The 15,299-nt window shown below is 74.9% G+C and carries 13 protein-coding genes and 1 pseudogene; 6 read left to right on the top strand and 8 right to left on the bottom strand.

The features are described from left to right. Both ABT381_RS31220 and ABT381_RS31215 read right to left on the bottom strand, forming a co-directional pair. Positions 1–1,064, bottom strand: a 1,064-nt coding sequence (locus ABT381_RS31220) for an acyl-CoA dehydrogenase family protein (protein WP_351600114.1), incomplete at its 3' end; no start/stop codon positions are given. A gap of 80 nt (positions 1,065–1,144) precedes the next feature. Continuing rightward, entirely contained in the window at positions 1,145–2,254 is a 1,110-nt protein-coding gene (locus ABT381_RS31215) for a hypothetical protein (protein WP_351600112.1), read from the bottom strand. Positions 2,255–2,405: 151 nt separating this feature from the next. On the opposite strand from ABT381_RS31215, the gene ABT381_RS31210 reads away from it, so the two are divergent. The 4 genes from ABT381_RS31210 (at position 2,406) to ABT381_RS31195 (ending at position 6,207) form a co-directional block, all read left to right on the top strand. Then, positions 2,406–3,056, top strand: coding sequence for a class I SAM-dependent methyltransferase (locus tag ABT381_RS31210; RefSeq protein WP_351600110.1), 651 nt, complete (start codon positions 2,406–2,408; stop codon positions 3,054–3,056). Between the two features lie 79 nt (positions 3,057–3,135). Then, positions 3,136–4,089 (top strand): N-acetylmuramoyl-L-alanine amidase, encoded by a 954-nt coding sequence (locus ABT381_RS31205; RefSeq protein ID WP_351600109.1) that lies wholly within the window; start codon positions 3,136–3,138, stop codon positions 4,087–4,089. Between the two features lie 173 nt (positions 4,090–4,262). Further along, positions 4,263–5,075, top strand: a complete 813-nt coding sequence (locus ABT381_RS31200) for a hypothetical protein (RefSeq protein WP_351600107.1) — start codon at positions 4,263–4,265, stop codon at positions 5,073–5,075. Positions 5,076–5,196: 121 nt separating this feature from the next. Beyond that, positions 5,197–6,207, top strand: a complete 1,011-nt coding sequence (locus tag ABT381_RS31195) for an LLM class F420-dependent oxidoreductase (RefSeq protein ID WP_351600105.1) — start codon at positions 5,197–5,199, stop codon at positions 6,205–6,207. Positions 6,208–6,222: 15 nt separating this feature from the next. On the opposite strand, the gene ABT381_RS31190 is transcribed toward ABT381_RS31195, so the two are convergent. From ABT381_RS31190 to ABT381_RS31175, 4 genes are all read right to left on the bottom strand, one after another. Then, positions 6,223–7,017: a maleylpyruvate isomerase family mycothiol-dependent enzyme gene (locus ABT381_RS31190; protein WP_351600103.1), complete on the bottom strand. Its 795-nt coding sequence runs from the start codon at positions 7,015–7,017 to the stop codon at positions 6,223–6,225. A gap of 65 nt (positions 7,018–7,082) precedes the next feature. Beyond that, complete coding sequence (locus ABT381_RS31185) at positions 7,083–8,153, bottom strand: prenyltransferase/squalene oxidase repeat-containing protein (protein ID WP_351600101.1); 1,071 nt, start codon at positions 8,151–8,153, stop codon at positions 7,083–7,085. Beyond that, positions 8,150–8,917 carry a class I SAM-dependent methyltransferase gene (locus ABT381_RS31180; protein WP_351600099.1) on the bottom strand — a complete coding sequence of 256 codons (768 nt, stop codon included), beginning with the start codon at positions 8,915–8,917 and terminating at the stop codon, positions 8,150–8,152. The genes ABT381_RS31185 and ABT381_RS31180 overlap by 4 nt, the downstream gene beginning before the upstream one ends. 99 nt (positions 8,918–9,016) lie before the next feature. Beyond that, complete coding sequence (locus ABT381_RS31175) at positions 9,017–10,378, bottom strand: glycosyltransferase family 4 protein (RefSeq protein WP_351600097.1); 1,362 nt, start codon at positions 10,376–10,378, stop codon at positions 9,017–9,019. Positions 10,379–10,615: 237 nt separating this feature from the next. Between ABT381_RS31175 and ABT381_RS31170 the strand changes: the two genes are divergently transcribed. Both ABT381_RS31170 and ABT381_RS31165 read left to right on the top strand, forming a co-directional pair. After that, entirely contained in the window at positions 10,616–11,239 is a 624-nt protein-coding gene (locus ABT381_RS31170; protein WP_351600095.1) for a TetR family transcriptional regulator, read from the top strand. A 549-nt stretch (positions 11,240–11,788) separates the two neighbouring features. Further along, positions 11,789–12,421 (top strand): helix-turn-helix transcriptional regulator, encoded by a 633-nt coding sequence (locus ABT381_RS31165; protein ID WP_351600093.1) that lies wholly within the window; start codon positions 11,789–11,791, stop codon positions 12,419–12,421. Positions 12,422–12,502: 81 nt separating this feature from the next. Here the strand turns inward: ABT381_RS31165 and ABT381_RS31160 are convergent, their stop codons facing one another. Both ABT381_RS31160 and ABT381_RS31155 read right to left on the bottom strand, forming a co-directional pair. Next, positions 12,503–14,944, bottom strand: coding sequence for an ATP-binding cassette domain-containing protein (locus ABT381_RS31160; RefSeq protein WP_351600091.1), 2,442 nt, complete (start codon positions 14,942–14,944; stop codon positions 12,503–12,505). A gap of 92 nt (positions 14,945–15,036) precedes the next feature. Further along, a pseudogene (locus ABT381_RS31155) lies at positions 15,037–15,299 on the bottom strand (hypothetical protein); the annotation flags it as partial.

Below are 15,299 nucleotides of genomic sequence, written 5' to 3'. Positions count from 1 at the left end.
GCCGCGCCGTACCGGGCCGCGCGCTGCCGGTGCGCGGACGGGCCGCCCAGCAGCTGCCGGGCCACGGTCGCCCGGCGCAGGTACAGATGCGCGTCGTGCTCCCAGGTGAAGCCGATGCCGCCGAGTATCTGGATGCAGTCCTTGGTACAGGTGAACGCGGCCTCCAGGGCGGTCGCGGTGGCCAGCGCGGACACCAGCCCGCGCACCTCCGGCGCCTCGTCCACGGCCCGGGCGGCGTCCCAGACGAGCGCCCGCGCCTGTTCGAGCCGGACGAGCATCTCCGCGCACAGGTGCTTGACCGCCTGGAACTGCCCGATGGGCCGCCCGAACTGCTCGCGCACGGCGGCGTACTCGGCCGCGGTGCGCAGCGCCCAGGCGGCGGTGCCGCACGCCTCGGCGGCGAACAGCGTGCCGGCCAGGTCCCGTACGAGCGCCGCGTCGACGGCGACCAGGCGGTCGGCGGAGACCGGCGCGCCGGACGCGGTGACTTCGGCGGCGGGGCGCGTCGGATCGGCGCCGGGCGGCACCCGGACGGTCAGCCCGGTCGTCCCGGTGTCGGCGGCCAGCCAGACCGTACCGGTGGCGGTCTCGGCAGCCAGCAGCAGCAGATCGGCGTCCCCGCCGCCGAGTACGGGCGGGGCCGTGCCGTCCAGGACGTACCCCTCGGCACCCTCGACCGCCGTCATCGCGCCCGCTTCCAGCGCGACGGCGGCGATGCGCTCGCCCGTGGCCACGGCCCGTACAAGGTCCGGCCGCCCACCGCGGTGCAGCAGTTCGGCGGCCAGGGCGCTGGGCAGGTACGGCCCCGGCAGCCCGGCCCGGCCCGTCTCCTCCAGGACGACGGCCAGGTCCAGCAGCTCGCCGCCGCCCCCGCCGCACTCCTCCGGAAGCTGCGGGCCGAGCAGCCCCTGTGCGGCCAGCTCGGCCCACCAGGCGGCCCGCCCGGCCGGCCCCGGCGCGGCGTCGAGCAGCTTGCGCCGGTCCTCGGACGGCACGGCACGGGTCGCCCACCCGCGCACCGCCGCCGCCAACTCCCGTTGCTCTCGCGCGATTCCGATCCCCATGCGGGGCACAGTAGAACAGGTTCCAGCAAGACGGAAGGCTGGAGCTGACGGCCAGTCAGCTACCGGGCGGTCGCCGGTGGTCAGGTACTCGGCACCGCGCCCGGGCAGCCCAAGTGCCGCTCGGCCGAGCGCACATAGGCGGTGAAGGACCGGTCGGCGAAGGGCTTCGCACGCTCCCGCAGCGCCGGGCTCGTGTACAGCGAGAACACGGTCGGCCGGCCGTCGCACTCGGCCCGCGCCAGCCCCCGCGCCCGCCCGTCCGGCAGCCCGTCGAACAGCGCGGCCAGCCGCGGCAGCGAGGTCGCGAGGAAGTGCGCCCGCCACTCGGTGCGGACCGTGGGATCCCAGAACTCGTCCAGCGAGCAGTACTGGAGTCCCGCGCGGTCCACGCCCGGCTGCACCAGATAGCGCCGGTCGGGGTCGAGGCCGAGCCGGACGCCGCGGTGGCCGCACACGTCCCGGTCCTCGCTCTGCGGCAGCCGGTCGCCCGGCTCCGGGCCGAGCTCCGCCGTCCTGCGCAGCGGCTCGTCCGGCGCGCAGCCCGCCGCCTCCATGCCCTTGTCGGCCACGGCCAGCAGCAGGTCGGTGACCTGCGGCAGGGTGCCGATGACCGAGGCCATGGGCACGCTGTTCTCGCGGTCCGCCGAGGTACCCGTGTGCCGGACCGTCACCGCGGAGGGCCGGCCGTCCACGTCGCACTCCTCGGGCAGTACGAGCACCGCATGGCCCTCCTCGACCATGCCGGGCAGGCCGCCGGGGAGCGGCGTGCCCGAGCCGTCCAGCCGGGTGGCGATCCACTCCCTGCGGTCCGCCGCGCCCACCGGGACCGGCCCGTACTGGACCCGGACCTGCTCGTCGTAGTCGATCGGGCCGTCCTCGCCGCCCGGCTCGGAGACGGCGTGCACGGTGACCGTGCAGCTGCCCCGCGGGTGCTCGGGGGACGGGGGCGCCGACTCGGCGCCGGTCCGCTCGGCGCCCTGCCCGTAGAGCACCTTGTCCCCCAGGACCAGCGCGCCACTGTCCTCTTGCCAGGCGCCCCAGCAGTAACGGTCCTTGAACGGCCAGGAACCGGTCGCCCAGAGTCCGGCACCGGCCGCGAACAGCGCCCCCGCGGCCACCGTGCTCACGATCGCCGTCCTGCGCTTCCGCCGGCCGCCGCCCGTCGCCCGCTCGCCCTCGTCGTCCGTCATCCGCTCCCCCTCGGTACACCCGTACTGATCACGATGGCCCGACGAGGGTAACGACTCCCCCGCGCGCGCCCCCGTGCCCGGCGTGCGGCACGATGAGCTGGATGTACGCGTCGGTAACGAGTCCCGGCGCCCGCCACCTGGAGGTAAGCCCATGACCGCCGCTCCCCGGCCGGAGACGCTCGCCGCGTTCGAGGCGGCGAAGGGGTTCATGCCCGTGGACGAGGGGCTCGCGCTGTACGCGGCGGCCGTCGAGGCGGGCGCGCTCGGGCTGCCGCTGGTCGAGATCGGCACGTACTGCGGGCGCTCCACGCTGCTGCTGGCCGACGCCGCGCGCGCCACCGGGGTCACCGCGGTCACCGTGGACCACCACCGCGGCAGCGAGGAGCAGCAGCCGGGCTGGGAGTACCACGACACGGAGGTCGTCGACCCCGAGGTGGGGCGGATGGACACGCTGCCCACCTTCCGGCGGACGCTGCACGCGGCGGGGCTGGAGGAGCACGTCCTCGCGCTCGTCGGGCGCTCCCCGCAGGCCGCGGCGCTGTGGCGGGCCCCGGCGGGCCTGGTCTTCATCGACGGCGGGCACACCGACGAGCACGCCACGGCGGACTACGAGGGCTGGGCCCCGCACGTCGCGCCCGGCGGCCTGCTGGTGATCCACGACGTCTTCCCCGACCCGGTGGACGAGTGGACGGGCCAGGCCCCGTACCGCGTCTACCGGCGCGCCCTGGAGTCCGGCGCGTTCACGGAGGTCTCGGCGCACCGGTCGTTGCGCGTCCTGCGGCGCACGGGCGACGGCATCTGAGGGACGCGCGACGGGACGCGCCAGCGGACGCGCCCCGCGGGAACACCGGCTTCCGGGCGCGGGACGTTACGATCGCGCTGTGTCGAACGGCAGTACTCCCCCCACCTCCCGCCGCCCCGTCCGCACGCTGCTGGGCGTGACGGCGGTACTGACAGCACTCTGCTGCGCCGGCTGCGGCGCCACCGGCAGCGGTCCGGCGTCCGAGGCCAGGCCGGGCCCGGAGCGGCCCGCGGCGGCCGGGTCGCACTCGCCCGCCGGTCAGCCGGCCGGCCGGAGCGAGGACGACGGGGACAAGAGCCACGGGGGCAAGAGCCATGAGGGGACGAGCGGCCGGGACAAGGGCGACGAGGGCCGGGGCGGACCGCTCCGGGGCAAGGTCGTGCTGATCGACCCCGGCCACAATCCGACCAACCGCGACCACACCGCGGAGATCGCGCGCCAGGTCGACGTCGGCAACGCGCGCAAGGAGTGCGACACCACCGGCACCTCCACCAACGCCGGATACGCGGAGGCGTCCTTCACGCTCGACGTGGCGCGCCGTGCCCGCACGCTGCTGCGGAAGGAAGGCGCGAAGGTCGTCTTCACCCAGGACGGCGACCGCCCGTACGGCCCGTGCGTGGACGAGCGCGCCGAGATCGGCAACGAGGCGCACGCGGACGCCGCGCTCTCGATCCACGCCGACGGCGCCGGGGCCGGCAACCGCGGCTTCCACGTGATCCGCCCCGGCGTGGTGCACAGCGGCGGCGCGGACACCCGTAAGATCACCGGCCCGTCGCGGAACCTCGCCGACCATCTCGTGGGCCGCTTCGTCGCGGCGACCGGCAGCGCGCCGGCCAACTACATCGGCGCCGGCAAGGGCTTGGACACCCGTACCGACCTGGGCGGGCTCAACCTCTCCCGGGTGCCGAAGGTCTTCCTGGAGTGCGGGAACATGCGCGACGCGCAGGACGCCGCGCGCCTCACCGACCCCGCCTGGCGTCAGAAGGCCGCCGTCGGCATCACCGAGGGCATCACGGGCTTCCTGCGGGGCTGAGAAGCCGCGGCAGCCGCCGCCCGCAGGGGCCGGACGCGCCCCTTATACGGACGAGACGACCCGGCGGAGGGGGCGGTAGGTTCCCCCTTACGATGGGGCCACCCCCGCGCCTCGCACCGTGCGCAATCGGTGACAGCACGACCCATGACGAAACACGGCAAAGGACTTCTTACGTGAACATCCGATCCCTCACACGAGGCGACGGCGTGGTGATCGGAGCAGCGGTGTTGCTGTTCATCGCCTCGTTCCTCGATTACTCCGGTGGCTTGGAGAGCTTCAACGCCTGGGACATGCTTCCGGTCGTCATGAGCATCTACCTGGCGGGTGTCATCGGTGCGGCGCTGATCGTCGTGCACCGCATGACGCCGCAGCCTCGCAAGATCGCCGGCCTCGAGCTGGGACAGTTCGGTGTCGCGATCACGATCTTCGCCGCGTGGACCGCGTTCTGGACGATCATCGGCGTCGGCAGCGCGGGCCCCGGCATCATCATCGGCTTCATCGCCGCGCTGATCCTCGCGGGCGCGGCCGTCGCCGCGCCGCTCGTCCCGGCGCTGCAGGCCCAGCTCGTCACCGCCCCCGCCGCCACCCCGTCCGCGTACCCCGCGGGCGCCGGCTACGGCTACCCGGGCGCGCAGCAGCAGGTGCCGGGCCAGGGATACGGCTACCCGGGCGCTCAGCAGCAGGGCGGCCAGCCCTCGTACGGCGGCCAGCCGCAGCCCACGCAGGGCGGTCAGGCCGGCCAGCCGGCGCCCGTCGCCGCCGACCAGCAGACCGCCGCGCCGGCCGACGGGTTCGCGCCGTTCTGGTTCGCGGTTCCGGTCGCCCGCCCGCTGTACGGCGAGGACGGCAGCCCGACGCCGATCGCCGAACTGGCGCCCGGCACCTGGTACCTCGCGGTGGAGCAGCGCGGCCAGGCGCTGATCGCGCAGACCCAGGACGGCCGCCGCGGCGTCCTGCAGGACACCACCGGCATCCAGCGCGGCTGACGCCCGCCTGCCGCATTCCCGGCCCCTCGCCCTCTTCCCGTGGGCGGGGGGCCGTTGCCTTCCCCGGCCGCGGCCCGTACAGTCACCGCACCGAACTGACGGTACGTCAGGAGGGAGCGGCATGCGGCTCGGACTGGCGCTCGGTTACTGGGGCCGCGGACCCGACCCCCGCCACCTCGAACTCGCCCGCGCTGCCGAGGCGTTGGGCTACGACTCGGTGTGGACGGCGGAGTCCTGGGGCTCGGACGCCTTCACCGCGCTCACCTGGATCGCCGCCCACACCTCGCGGATCGGGCTGGGCACCGGCATCGCGCAGATGGCGGCCCGCACGCCCACCGCCACCGCGATGCACGCGCTCACCCTCGACCACCTCAGCGGCGGCCGGCTGACGCTGGGGTTGGGGCTGTCCGGGCCGCAGGTCGTGGAGGGCTGGTACGGCAGGCCGTTCCCCAAGAGCCCGCTGACCGCGACCCGCGAATACGTCGACGTCGTACGGCAGGTGCTGCGCCGCGCCGGCCCGGTGACGCTGGACGGCCGCTACCACGCCCATCCGTACCGCGGCCCGGACGGCACCGGCCTCGGCCGGCCGCTCAAGCCGATCACCCACCCCCTGCGCGCCGGACTGCCCCTGTTCCTCGCCGCCGAGGGCCCGAAGAACATCGCGCAGACCGCCCGCATCGCCGACGGCTGGCTGCCGCTGTACTGGTCGCCGACGCGCGTCTCCGTCCACCGGGCGGCGCTGGCCGACGCGCCGGCGGGCTTCCGCGTCGCGCCCATGGTCCGCGCCGCGGTCTGCGACGACGTCGCGGAGGGGCTGCTGCCGGTGAAGGCGATGCTCGGCTTCTACATCGGCGGCATGGGGCACGCGACCCGGAATTTCCACGCGGACCTGATGGCGCGGATGGGGTACGAGGAGGCGGCTCGGCGGATCCAGCAGCTCTTCCTGGAGGGGCGCAGGGAGGAGGCCGTGCGCGCCGTCCCCGACGCCTTCGCCGACGAGATCTCCCTCGTCGGCCCGCGCGAACGCCTCGCCGAACGGCTGGAGTTGTGGCGCGCGGGCCCGGTCACCGACCTCCTGGTCACCGCCCCCGACCCGCACACCCTGCGCACCCTCGCCGAGCTCAACGCCTAGCCACAGTGCGGCCGGTCACCCGAAGCTGACCAGCTCCAGCCACTCGTCCAGCAGCGCGCGGTCGCCGATGACCGTCACATCCGCGTCCTCCACGGACAGCCGCCGGTAGAACACCAGCAGCAGGTCCTTCATCGGCCCGCGCAGCGCCACCGCGGCCTTCTCGTGCCCCCGGCGCCAGGTGATGGCCTCGCCCGTGAGGTCGATCAGCCACTCCCCGCCGTCCTTGTCCGGGTCGGTGTCGGTGGCGTGCAGATGGATCGTCCGGCCCGGCCCCAGCAGCCGCGCCAGCTCCGGCCGCCGCTCCATCGTCTGCGGCAGGCTCCCGATCTCCAGCCACTCCTCCAGGCTGTCGGCCGCGACCTCGGGGTCCAGTTCGTACGGCACGCCGACCGCGAGCGCCGCGTCCGCGCGGTGGACCACGGTCTCGTGCACCGCGCGCCGCACCCAGAAGTCCGTGCTCCGCTCGTCGGTCCAGCTCCACACCGCGGTGCCCGGTCCGGCCTCCGACAGCGCGCCGGCCGCCAGCGCCGCGCTCTCCCGCAGCCAGGCGCCCAGCGCCGCCGGCTCGCCGTCGTCGGGCCCCGCGGCACCCGGGATCCGCTCCTCGGACACGGGCTCCGTCGCCCGGGTCCGCACCGTCTCCGCCATCCAGCGCAGCGCCCCGCCGAGGTGCCGGGTCAGGTCACCGACCGTCCAGTCCGGGCAGGTGGGCACCGTCGCCTTCAGGTCCGCCCCCTGCAGTGCCTCGCGGAACAACCGGGCCTGCGCCGTGATCTCGTCGCAGTACCTCTCATACCCAAGACGCGTCATACCCGCACACTAGTGCGCATCTCCCCGCGCCCGCCCCCGATTTGAGGACGGGCGGGAGAGGAGGATCAGCCGCAGCAGTCCGGATTCAGGCCCGTCGGGAGCCGCTCGCCGCCGAAGACGGCCGTGGTCGCCTCGTCGCCGCCGAGCGCGGCCACCGCCAGCAGCAGGGAGCCGGCCGTCCACGACGTCAGCTCGCGCGGCCAGACCGTGTCGTCGTCGAAGACATAGCCGGTCCAGTACATGCCGTCCTCGGCGCGCAGATGCCGGATCGAGCGGAGGATGTCCACCGCGCGGTCGGACTCGCCCATCGCCCAGAGGGCCAGCGCCAGTTCGGCGCTCTCGCCGCCGGTGACCCAGGGGTTCGGCAGCACGCAGCGCACGCCGAGGCCGGGCACGACGAAGTCCTCCCACCGGTCCTCGATGCGCTCCTTGGCGGCCTGGCCGCGCAGCGCGCCCCCGAGCACCGGGTAGTACCAGTCCATGGAGTAGCGGGACTTGTCCAGGAAGCGTTCGGGGTGGTGGCGGATGGCGTGGCCGAGCCGGCCGACGGCCAGCTCCCAGTCCGGCTGCGGCGCGCCGCACTGGTCGGCGACGGCCAGGGCGCAACGCAGCGCCTGGTAGATGGAGGAGGACCCGGTGAGCAGCGCGTCGTTGACGGGCGTGCCGTCGTCCTCGCGCTTCCAGCCGATCTCGCCACCGGGCTGCTGGAGGGCCAGGACGAACTCGATCGCCGCGTACACGGTGGACCACATGCGGTCGAGGAAGGTGTCGTCGCCGGTGGAGAGGTAGTGGTGCCAGACGCCGACGGCGAGGTACGCGCAGAAGTTGGTCTCGCGGCCGCGGTCGGTGGGCCGGTCCGCCTCCCCGTCGGCGTACGCGGCGTACCAGGAGCCGTCGGGCAACTGGTGGTCGGCGAGCCACTGGTACGCGGCCTCGGCGCGGGCGTGCTCGCCCGCGGCGTCCAAGGCCATCGCGGCCTCGGTGTGGTCCCAGGGGTCGAGGTGGTGGCCCCGGAACCACGGGATGGCGCCGTCGGCGCGCTGCGTCGCGAGGATGCCGGCGACGGTGCGGGCGGCCTGCTCCGCGGTGAGCACTCCGGGCAGGACGAGTCGTTCGGTGCGCCCGGGGCTCGTCACAGGGCGGCTCGCGCGGGCTCGTCGTGCGTGGCGGCGGCGTGCGCCTTCGGCTCGTGCGGCTTGGTGGCGTACGCGACGAAGCTCTTGCCGATGAGCGGGTTGAGGGCGCTCTCGGCGACCCGCGTGGCCAGCGGCTTCTTCATGATGTCCCAGACCAGGAGCTTGTGGTACGCCTTGACCGGCAGCGCCTTGTCGTTGTCCACGCCGAACGCGCACTTGAGCCACCAGTACGGGGAGTGCAGCCCGTGCGCGTGGTGCGTGCCGTAGGGGCGCAGGCCCGCCTCGCGCATCTTGCCGAGCAGTTCGTCGGCCTTGTAGATGCGGATGTGGCCGCCCTCGACCTCGTGGTACGCGTCGCTGAGCGCCCAGCAGACCTTCTCCGGGCCGTAGCGCGGGACGGTCACCGCGATCCGGCCGCCGGGCTTGAGGACCCGGACCATCTCGGCGAGCACGCCCTTGTCGTCGGGGATGTGCTCCATGACCTCGGAGATGATCACGACGTCGAAGCTGTCGTCGGGGAAGGGCAGCGCGAGCGCGTCGCCCTCCATCGCGGTCGCGGTGGCGCCGGCCGGGGCCTCGCCGGCCTCCTCCATGGCGGCGAACCACTTGGCGACCTCGCGGATCTCCTCGGCGTTCTGATCGAGGGCCACGACGTGCGCGCCGCGCCGGTAGCACTCGAAGGCGTGCCGGCCCGCGCCGCACCCCAGATCGAGTACGCGGTCACCCGGTGCGAGCGGGAATCGGGAAAAGTCGACGGTCAGCACGGCCTCTCAGCTTTCGTCCTGGGGTGCCCCGGCCGCACGGGGACGGCGGGAACGGTATGGCGGTCACGGCAGTCGCGGCGGGCAGGGGACAAGAGCTTGTCAGGCGCGCGCGGCGGGCTCGGCGGCGGCCTGCACGGCCGTACGGGGAGTGGCCCGCGGGCGGTGCGCCGCCTGCCGGGCGATGGCCTCGCGGTAGCGCTCGGCGGTGCCGATGGCCGCCTGCCGCCAGGTGAAGCGGGCGAGGACGCGGGCACGGCCCGCCGTGCCGAGCCGGCGGCGCAGCTCCGCGTCGCCGAGCAGCCGGTTCAGGCCCGCGGCGAGCGCGCCCGCGTCGCCCGGCGGCACCGCGAGACAGGTCTCGCCGTCGGGCCCGGCGACCTCGGGGATGGCGCCGCCGGTGGTGGCCAGCAGCGGCGTACCGGTGGCCATGGCCTCGGCGGCGGGCAGCGAGAAGCCTTCGTAGAGGGAGGGCACGCAGGCCACTTGGGCGGAGCGGACCAGGTCGACCAGCTCGGCGTCGCTGATGCCCTTGACGAACTCGATGGCGCCGCCGAGCCCGTACCGCTCGATGGCGGCGGCCACCGGCCCGTCGTCGGCGCGCTTGCCGACCACGACGAGATGCGCCTCCGGGTTCTCGGTACGGACCTTGGCGAGCGCCTCGACCAGGTGGATCAGGCCCTTGAGCGGCACATCCGCGCTGGAGGTCGTGACGATGCGGCCGGGGATCTCGGGGACCGCGGGGTTCGGCGAGAAGAGGTCGGTGTCGGCGCCGATGTGCACGACGTGGATGCGGTCCTGACGGACGCCCAGGTGGTCGGTGATCTCCTGGCGGGAGGAGCCGGAGACGGTGAGGACGGACGGCAGCCGGCGCGCCACCCGCTTCTGCATGCGGGTGAAGCCGTACCAGCGGCGGACCGAGGCGCGCCGCTTCCAGCCGTCGGCGGCGGCCAGGTCCAGCTGCCGGTCGACGGTGATGGGGTGGTGGATCGTGGTGACCAGCGGCGCGCCGAGGTCGCCGAGCAGGCCGTAGCCGAGCGTCTGGTTGTCGTGCACGACGTCGAAGTCGCCGCGCCGCGCGGCCAGATGGCGGCGCGCCCGCAGGGAGAAGGTGAGCGGCTCGGGGAAGCCGCCGGTCCACATCGTGCCGACTTCGAGCGCGTCGACCCAGTCCCGGTACTCGCCGCGCTTGGGCGTGCGGAACGGGTCCGGCTGCCGGTACAGGTCCAGGCTGGGCAGCTCGGTCAGCGGGACGCCCCCGTCCAGTACGGGGTAGGGCTGGGCGCCGATGACCTCCACGGAGTGGCCGAGCCCGGCCAGTTCGCGCGAGAGGTGGCGTACGTAGACGCCCTGGCCGCCGCAGAACGGGTTCCCCTTGTACGTGAGCAGGGCGATCCGCAAGGGGCGGTCGCCGGTGACCTCGGCGGGGCGAGCGGCGGCTGCCCGGACGGCCTCAGCGGACACTCTCGGCCCCTCTCTCACTGGACTTTCGCCGGAGCGTAACCGCTGGCGCTAATCTAGAACAAGTTACAGAACCGATCGGTTACCGACGAGTTCACCAGGCTCGAATCTACCGGTCGGGGCATTGGCGAAAAGAGCCGCACCAGGTGATTCGCGCCACGACCCACCCCCTGCCATGCTGACCCGATCAGCAGATCGACAGCCCCCGCAGGACGGACGGACCGCCACGGAATGGGACACATGACTTCCGAACACCGGCCGGCGCTTCCCGCCAGTACACCGCTGACCGAGCGCCAGGAAGCGCGCCGGCGCCGCATCCTGCACGCCAGCGCGCAGCTGGCCGGGCGCGGCGGTTTCGACGCCGTGCAGATGCGCGAGGTCGCGGAGTTGTCGAACGTCGCCCTGGGCACGCTGTACCGCTACTTCCCCTCCAAGATCCATCTGCTGGTGGCGACCATGCAGGACCAGCTGCAGCACATGCACGCGACGTTGCGCAAACGGCCGCCGACGGAGAGTGACCCCGGGGCGCGGGTGGCCCAGACGCTGATGCGCGCGTTCCGCGCGATGCAGCGCGAACCGCACCTGGCGGACGCGATGGTGCGCGCGCTCACCTTCGCCGACCGGTCGGTGAGCCCCGAGGTGGACACCGTCTCGCGGCTGACGACGGCGATCATTCTGGACGCCATGGGGCTGGATTCCGCCGCCACCCCGGAGCAGCTCTCGGCCGTGCGGGTCATCGAGCACACCTGGCACTCGGCGCTCATCACCTGGCTCTCGGGCCGGGCCTCGATTGCGCAAGTGAAGATCGACATCGAGACCGTCTGCCGGCTCATCGAGCTGACCGGCCCCCAGCGCCCGGAATAGCCCGCTTTCGCACCGGTATCCCCTTTCGCGGCCCCGGTTTTGCGCCGTCACAGAGTGCATACATGCATCTCGCCGTGCACCCGTGCGCCCCCTTGCCCCCTCTTGGCCTGATCTGCGGCCCCACGGCGCGCCCTTTACAGGTATGAATTCGGGGTGGTTGCCAAATAAGGCCGGTACACGGGGGTCTGGAGGGGGACTGCAGTGATCCGGGTGCTGCTGGTGCACGACGTCTGCCTGTTCCGATGGGCGTTGGCCGAGGTGCTCAGCAGGGAAAACGACATAGAGGTGGCGGTGTCCACGCCGGAAGGCGCGGCGGGCCGGGTGCGCGCGCTGCAGCCGGACGTCTGTGTGGTGGATGTGGACTCCGCGATCCCGATCGGATTGAACGCGTTGCGAAAGCTATCGGACAGCGGTGCCGCGCCCGCGGCACATGCCGACGGTACTTCCGCGAGAGAGGACGCCGGATGGAGTGACGGTGCGTATCGGAATACCGACGGGTACCGGAGCGGTTGGGCCCCGAGAGCGGCGGCCGGGGCGCACGGCGCCGTGGTGAGCGGCGTCGGCGCCGCCGCGAGAGGTGCCCCCGCGGGCGGCACGCAGACGAGGACGGAGGCGCACGGCAGTGCCGCGCACGCCGTCCCGGTCCGCGCCGCGCCCGCGCGCGGCCCCATCGCGCACATCCCGCAGCAGGTCAGCAGATACCGGGAACTCCCGATGAGCGGCGCGGCGGAGGCCGTGCCGTGCGGCGGGGAGCCCGGGGCGGGCGGCGGCCGGGAGGGCGCGGCCGGGCCGCCGAAGGGGCCTGCCCTGCTGGTACTCGGCTCCGCCCACCGGCCGGGCCCGCTGCGCAGAGCCTTCGAGGCCGACGCGCTCGGATTCGTCGACAAGGAGGGCTCGCCCGGGCAGCTGGCCGTCGGCATACGTCAGGTCGCCGCGGGCCGGCGCTTCGTCGACGGCTCGCTGGGCTTCGGCTTCCTGCAGGCCGCCGAAATGCCGCTCACCCAGCGGGAGCTGAGCGTCCTGACGCTCGCCGCCGAGGGCGCTTCGGTCGCCGAGATCGCCGGCACGCTGCACCTGTCCAACGGGACGGTGCGCAACTACATGTCGGCGATCACCCGCAAGACCGGCGCCCGCAACAGGGTCGACGCCATCCGCATCTCCCAGGGAGAGGGCTGGCTGTGACCCACGCACCGGGAGGACGTCCCGGCCTTCGGCGTCCGCCGATCACGGCTGGAGGGCCGGCTCCGCTTCGGCGTCCGCCGGTCACCGCTGGAGGGCCGGCTCCGCTTCGGCGTCCGCCCACTCCCCCACGAGGTCGCGGTAGAGCGCGGAGCGGCGCAGCAGGTCCCGATGGCGTCCGCACAGGGCGTACGTACCGTCCATCACCAGGACGCGGTCCGCACGGAGCGCCGAACTGATGCGGTGCGCGACGACGATCAGTGAGCCGCCCGGCCGGGCCGCGAAGGCCCGCTCCACGCGGGCTTCCGCCGTCGCGTCCAGATGGCAGCCGGCCTCGTCGAGGATGGCGAGCGGGGCGGGCGCGAGATGGGCGCGGGCGAGGGCGATCAGCTGGCGCTCGCCGGCGGAGAGCGTGCCGGGCGTGACCCGCGCGCCGAAGCCGCCCAGCCGCCGCACCAGGTCCGCACCGCCGACCGCCACGGCCGAGGCCCGCAGCGCGGCGTCCGGCACCTCCTCGGGGCGCGGGCAGAGGTACAGCATGTTCTCCCGGAGCGTCCCGGAGAACACGTAAGCCTGCTGCGGTACGAGAACGCGCCTGGACCCCGCGCCGTTCCCGCCCAGCCGGATCTCCCCCCGATCGGGGACCAGCACCCCCGCGAGCAGCGCCGCGAGCGTCGACTTCCCGATGCCGCTCGGCCCCACGACGGCCAGGTGCCCGCCGACCGGCAGGGTCAGCTCCAGCCCCTGCACCACGGGCGTCGCGTGCTCGCCGTACGCGAAGGACACCCCCCGCGCCTCCAGGGCCAGCCCGCTGCCGGCCGGCGGCGTCGCCCACGCGGGCAGCGGTACGGGGGTCTCGACCGGCTCGTCGTCCCCGGCGTGCGCGCCCGCGTCCAGCGCGAGCCGACTGCCCGGCGCACGCCCCGGCACCGCGATCCCCCCGGGAAGCGTCAGCCGCTTGGGCGGCAGCGCGTGCCGCGGCCGCTTGGCGTGCCGCGCCCCGCCGCCACGGCCCGCCGAAGCGGACGCGGATACGGACGCGGACGTGGACGTGGACGCGGACGCGGACGCCGCAGGGTCGGCCGGAGCGGCCGGGGCGCCCGAGGGCAGCGCCGGCAATTCGGGCACGGCGGGGAGCGCGGCCCTTCCGGCGGCACCCGCGGGACCGGGCAGGGCGGGCCTTCCGGAGGCACCGGCCGGACCGGGGAGCGCGGGCCTTCCCGGGGCGCCGGCGGGACCGGGGAGGGCGGACCCGGCGGGCACGGTGGGCTCGGGCGCCGTCGCGGCACCTGCCGCTTCCGTGTCCGCCGGGCCCGTCGCGTCCGTCGTGGAGTCCGCGGCGTCCGCGGCGCTCCCGACGCCCCCTCCGGCCCCCGTCAGCCGGCGCAGGACGACGCCCAGCCGGGTGCCGGACGTGCCCAGGCCGTGCATCAGGGCCCGCAGCGCGGGCAGCATCGACTGCGTGAGGTAGGCCAGCGCGCCGACCAGCGCGCCCGGCGTCACCCCGTTCCCCAGCAGCCACGGCGCGGTGACCAGCAGCAGGACCACCGGCAGCCGCCCGCCCACGCCGAGCGCCAGATCCCGGCACACGCCCCAGCGCGCGAGCGTGCGCGACGCGCGCCACTCCGCGTCGAAGCGCTCCCCCACCTCGCGCGCCACCCGTTCCTCGGCGCCGCCGGCCGTCACGTCGCGCAGCCCGCCGACCGCCACGCCCACCCCGCGCGCGATGGCCTCATCAGCCGCCAGGTACGTCTCCTGACTGCGCGCCATCGGACGCAGCGTCACCACGAAGAGGGCGAGGCCCACGACGAGCGGCGGCAGGACGACGAGCAGCAGTACCGGCGCGAGCGAGAGGAGGCCGGCCAGCGCGCCGGCGGCCGTGAAGACGAACCCCCGCGACACCATCACCAGCCCGCCGAAGGTGTCGCGGGCGATCTCCACCTGGTGCGCGGCGCGGGAGACCGCGCTGTGGTCGGCCTCCCGCAGCGCGCGGGTGACGACCCGTCGGAGCAGCTCGTCGCGGAGCGGCTCCACCAGGTCGGCGACGGAGCGGTAGACCCGGCCCGTGCCGTACGAGCCGACCGCGACGGCCAGCGCGGCCGCGGCCAGCCAGCCCAGGCCCACGACGGCCCGGCCCGCGAGGAACCCGTCGTCGATCGCCCGGGCCAGCGCGAAGCCGAGCAGGAACGTCTGGGCGGCCTCGGCGACGGACCAGGCGGCCAGCCGCGCCACGACGCCGCGCCGCCGGCCCAGGAACCGCCGGGCCCCGTCCCGCAGCCGCAGCTGCTCGTCGGAAGCGGCCTCCTCCCGCGGCCTCGGAGGAGCGGCCGTGTCCCATCGCCGCGGTTGTCCCTCGGGGACGGCCTGCCGCAGCCGCCGCTGCCCCTCGGAGGCCGCCCCGTCCCGCAGCCGCGGCGGCTCCTTGAGAGCGGCGGCCGGCCCGCCGGCCGGCGGTGCGGTCCCCGTGCCCGCCCCGTGCTCCGCGCGCACCGGTGCCCCGTCCACTCTGCCCTCGCTCCCGCTCATGCCGCCCCCGCTCCCGTTGCCGCCGGTCACCGTCGTCCGTTCCCCTGCCGCCGCGGGCCGCTCCCCCTGAGCGGCCCGCGTCCCCTCCGGCCTCACTCGGCACCCCGCCGGGCCCCGGCGGTCTCCTCGGAGGGGGCCCCGGCCGCCGGCCCGCCCTCCGTACGGGCCGGCAGCTCCTCACCCTGTACGAGCAGGTCGGCCAGCGCGCGCCTGCGGCGCCGCGTGACGGGCATCCCCTGCGGCACCGGAATCCCCTCCGGCACGCCGCCGCGCTCGCCCGGCGCGAACCCGTCCTGCCCGGGGCCCGCGGGCTGCCCCGCGCCCTGGCCGTGGGCCCAGCCGGGGACGTTCCCGG

The sequence above is a fragment of the Streptomyces sp. NPDC000151 genome, assembly GCF_040301705.1.
Lineage (GTDB): Bacteria > Actinomycetota > Actinomycetes > Streptomycetales > Streptomycetaceae > Streptomyces.
This window is presented reverse-complemented; position numbering and strand designations above follow the sequence as displayed.

Coding starts and splice junctions, on each gene's coding strand:
- ABT381_RS31215 (WP_351600112.1), bottom strand. CDS start 2,254: ATGACGGACGACGAGGGCGAGCGGGCGACGGGCGGCGGCCGGCGGAAG.
- ABT381_RS31170 (WP_351600095.1), top strand. CDS start 10,616: ATGACTTCCGAACACCGGCCGGCGCTTCCCGCCAGTACACCGCTGACC.
- ABT381_RS31160 (WP_351600091.1), bottom strand. CDS start 14,944: ATGAGCGGGAGCGAGGGCAGAGTGGACGGGGCACCGGTGCGCGCGGAG.
- ABT381_RS31190 (WP_351600103.1), bottom strand. CDS start 7,017: ATGACGCGTCTTGGGTATGAGAGGTACTGCGACGAGATCACGGCGCAG.
- ABT381_RS31195 (WP_351600105.1), top strand. CDS start 5,197: ATGCGGCTCGGACTGGCGCTCGGTTACTGGGGCCGCGGACCCGACCCC.
- ABT381_RS31210 (WP_351600110.1), top strand. CDS start 2,406: ATGACCGCCGCTCCCCGGCCGGAGACGCTCGCCGCGTTCGAGGCGGCG.